This window comes from Sodalis-like endosymbiont of Proechinophthirus fluctus (assembly GCF_001602625.1).
In the GTDB taxonomy this organism is placed as follows: domain Bacteria; phylum Pseudomonadota; class Gammaproteobacteria; order Enterobacterales; family Enterobacteriaceae.
Genome location: NZ_LECR01000023.1, coordinates 46,576 through 49,549, shown reverse-complemented (window position 1 = coordinate 49,549; position 2,974 = coordinate 46,576). Strand labels below are relative to the sequence as shown.

Below are 2,974 nucleotides of genomic sequence, written 5' to 3'. Positions count from 1 at the left end.
GGTAGCGTGGTAGCGTGGTAGCGTGGTAGCGTAAGAGAGAATAAATAAAGTGAAAGCCATGGACCAGCGGGTTATTGCTGAATAAGCGTATAACGCCAGCGCAGGAATGAAACGTCACGCCCCGATTAACGGTCGTCGCTATTTGTTTACCTGTATTTAATTAAAAAAGCCGACGGTTGCAGCGAAAAAAAACACCATTGGCACATTGCCCGTTATCACGCTATTAGATGAGCCAAGAGTAGTTCCTTTCCTTATCAGTACCAGGAAAAGGAATGCCATAAGCCCGCTATTTCTGCGGTCGAGTTATTAAAGGCCATGAGTTCGGCCTAACGTCATTACAGTCACGGCACGAACGTTAGTTTTTACCTTCAACTGCTGCACAGAGTAATCACCTTGATCGACGATGCCTTTCATCGCCCGTTTCTCCGGTTGCTATAATAGAGCGGATCGGTAGCGTAATTAATGGCGCGGATCGGTAGCGTCGGGATGCTCAAGCAAATATGCTGTCAGGGCGCAGGTAAAAGCTATTTTCAGCTCGGTGGCTACATTGATCTTGCAAATCCCCAGGCCAATAGTGTGGTGAATCCTCGTTCGCCAACCACGACAAGTCGTGGAGCATCAGTGGCACGCTCATCCTTTGACGGTGCCGATAGCCAGAGCGAAGGAATCAACTCCTCCGGTGCAATCGACGAATTTAGCCGTCGCTTGCGGTGACGTGAACAGTTCATCGCAGGCCGCAACCATCTTATCGTCTTCCTGACGGCCGAGCCGTCCTAATTCGACCTCGACGCTGGCATCAAAACGATGACTGAAAGCCACGACTGACTGCTGCACCAGAGCGATATTGCGCTCAAAGGACAGCGCTGAGCCGTCGATCATCACCGAGCAGATACAGGCATGGAGTATCGCGCTGATATTCGCTAGCGTTTCATGGCTGATATCCGCTAGCATTTCATGAGTGAACGCGACGCTGCCGCTGTTTTCACCACAATCACCTGCAACGTTTCAAGATTGTGCATATTACACGCCGGTACCGCATAACCTTCATGTTGTGCTTTTAATAGCATGTACTTGCATAGGCATATCGCTTTCTCCTTAACGAAGGGTGGTGTGATGATCGTTTAGTGCAAAAGCCATTCTTTCCATTTTTCCACCGCAATCCATTTCCTATAAACTGCAAGGGGAATTATAATAATATTCAAATTAAAACATAATATATGAGTTATATCGTAAAATGGCGTGATAATGATCGAGTTTAAAGCACAATACTTACAAAACGTAAATAATAGTTATTGTAAAAAAGTGTTACTCGCCATTCAGTCTTCCTTCTGATTTCCCTATTTGGCCTCTCAATACTACAGAGCTAAAAAGGCTGTTATCCCGCAGAGGGCAATAGTTAAATTATGTTTAAATAATTATTTAATTTTTATTATTAACTTAAATTTTAATTTATCTTGCCCGTCGTCCGCAATGTGCTGCGCGGGAAGCCATCGCCGACGGCAGCGCGTGCCGGTCGGGCCATTTACCGCACCCATGCAGGCGGCGCCGGGCCCGGGTTGCCTGAAAATTTCAATTGAAAAGTTTGCGGACTATATAGGTGAGGCTATTTACCGCTTATCCAGGATAGCAACGTGCATATAAAGTTGTTCATGATACTGAAACAGCAACTGAAATTCACTGAAATTGTAAGAAAATAGGGAGAAATCGGGACTGAGAGTTCTTTGTGAGCAGTTTGGTGTGTCCAGCGTCACTATCCAAAGGTCATCCCGTTGCTGAGCGGTCAGAAAAAGCTGCGGCTCATCGTAAACGGCCTGCAGCATTCCCTTCCCTACTGGCGGGTGAGTTCATCGATGATGATCTTGTCAAACAGAGAAATGATCCGTAATCACCATGTTTTGGACGGTAAAACGCTGGATAGTGTCGTGCAACATTACACGCTCTCTCCACACTGTATTTTTCAGGCCACTTCACTGGCCGATATTGGTGCTATCAGCGGCGATCTGTCGCAGTTGGCCTCATATTACTAGTGGGTGCTCGACATGGCGTAGATGAAAATCCTGCTGGTCTCACCAGTTACACCGTCCGAAGGGAATCACGCCCCGGCTGGCCAATTGACCCAGTTGGATAATCTAGCGACCTGCAGGCGCGGTAAATGGATTTTACCAACAGCAATTATTCGAGTCGGATTTCATTATCCTCTACATCAATAATGGGTGTTTTACCTGGACTAATCGGGATTCTAATAAGGGTTAAAGGGGACGCTATTTCTGTGAGCATCTGTACCATGGATAAGTTACTGGTAGACTTTTTATGTAAAAACTACACCAAGGCTTTTTGGAGCCTTGGGTGTTCCTCGGCCCCTATCCCAACAGCGGCGAGCCTGCCATTTTTGTGCACAGGTCGCCAGACTGGATTTCAGTTCGCTGCTGTTCGTCTACGTTGGTAACGACGATTCAGCGATCTTAACATTGAGCGACTGCACCAGGAAGGCGTGGCTACCCCCGAGAGGATTACCCGGGTGGACAAACCCCACCAACACCGCCTTCGTCAGTTATCGTACCCCACTCGAGCGGGATTTCATTTTTAATGTTCCCAGTAGCACCTTAGGCTTTCTTTTCCCGGATTATATTCAACCCGCCCTTCTAGAGCACTGCAAGTACTTTCATATTATGGGTTCGTCGCTATTTTCGTTTCACATTATTGACGCCATGCTCAAGTGATATAGTGCTCAAAGTTATATAGATAGTGAAGGTCAATCAAGGAACAGTCTACTTCGATCCCAATATTCGCAAGGAGATGATGAATACCCCGAGATGCGCCAGGTATTCGACCATGTCCTGGAATATACCGACATCTTTTTGCCCAGTAGAAGGGAAATACCCTACTTCGCTCATAGCCGCAATCAGTTGGAGGTCGGCCATCGTGTCTGACCTGCTAGCGGAATGGGTACATCACGCCGCCATCAAACGCGGCG

Annotated in this window: 2 protein-coding genes and 2 pseudogenes; 2 read left to right on the top strand and 2 right to left on the bottom strand. The window is 47.2% G+C overall.

From position 1 onward, the window contains the following. Window positions 1-459: 459 nt before the first annotated feature. Together BG74_RS10270 and BG74_RS19385 are read right to left on the bottom strand one after the other, a co-directional pair. Window positions 460-951 (bottom strand): annotated as a pseudogene (locus tag BG74_RS10270) (class II fructose-bisphosphate aldolase). After that, window positions 945-1,067, bottom strand: a complete 123-nt coding sequence (locus BG74_RS19385; RefSeq protein ID WP_369678487.1) for a class II fructose-bisphosphate aldolase — start codon at window positions 1,065-1,067, stop codon at window positions 945-947. Before BG74_RS19385 ends, BG74_RS10270 begins: the two are co-directional and overlap by 7 nt. A gap of 702 nt (window positions 1,068-1,769) precedes the next feature. Here BG74_RS19385 and BG74_RS12570 point away from each other — a divergent pair. Continuing rightward, window positions 1,770-2,027 (top strand): hypothetical protein, encoded by a 258-nt coding sequence (locus BG74_RS12570; protein WP_187202534.1) that lies wholly within the window; start codon window positions 1,770-1,772, stop codon window positions 2,025-2,027. Window positions 2,028-2,284: 257 nt separating this feature from the next. Then, window positions 2,285-2,974 (top strand): annotated as a pseudogene (locus BG74_RS20335) (PfkB family carbohydrate kinase); the annotation flags it as partial.

Bases quoted from the DNA above. Each gene is read 5' to 3' on its own strand.
- BG74_RS19385 (WP_369678487.1), bottom strand. From the start codon at position 1,067: ATGCTATTAAAAGCACAACATGAAGGTTATGCGGTACCGGCGTGTAAT.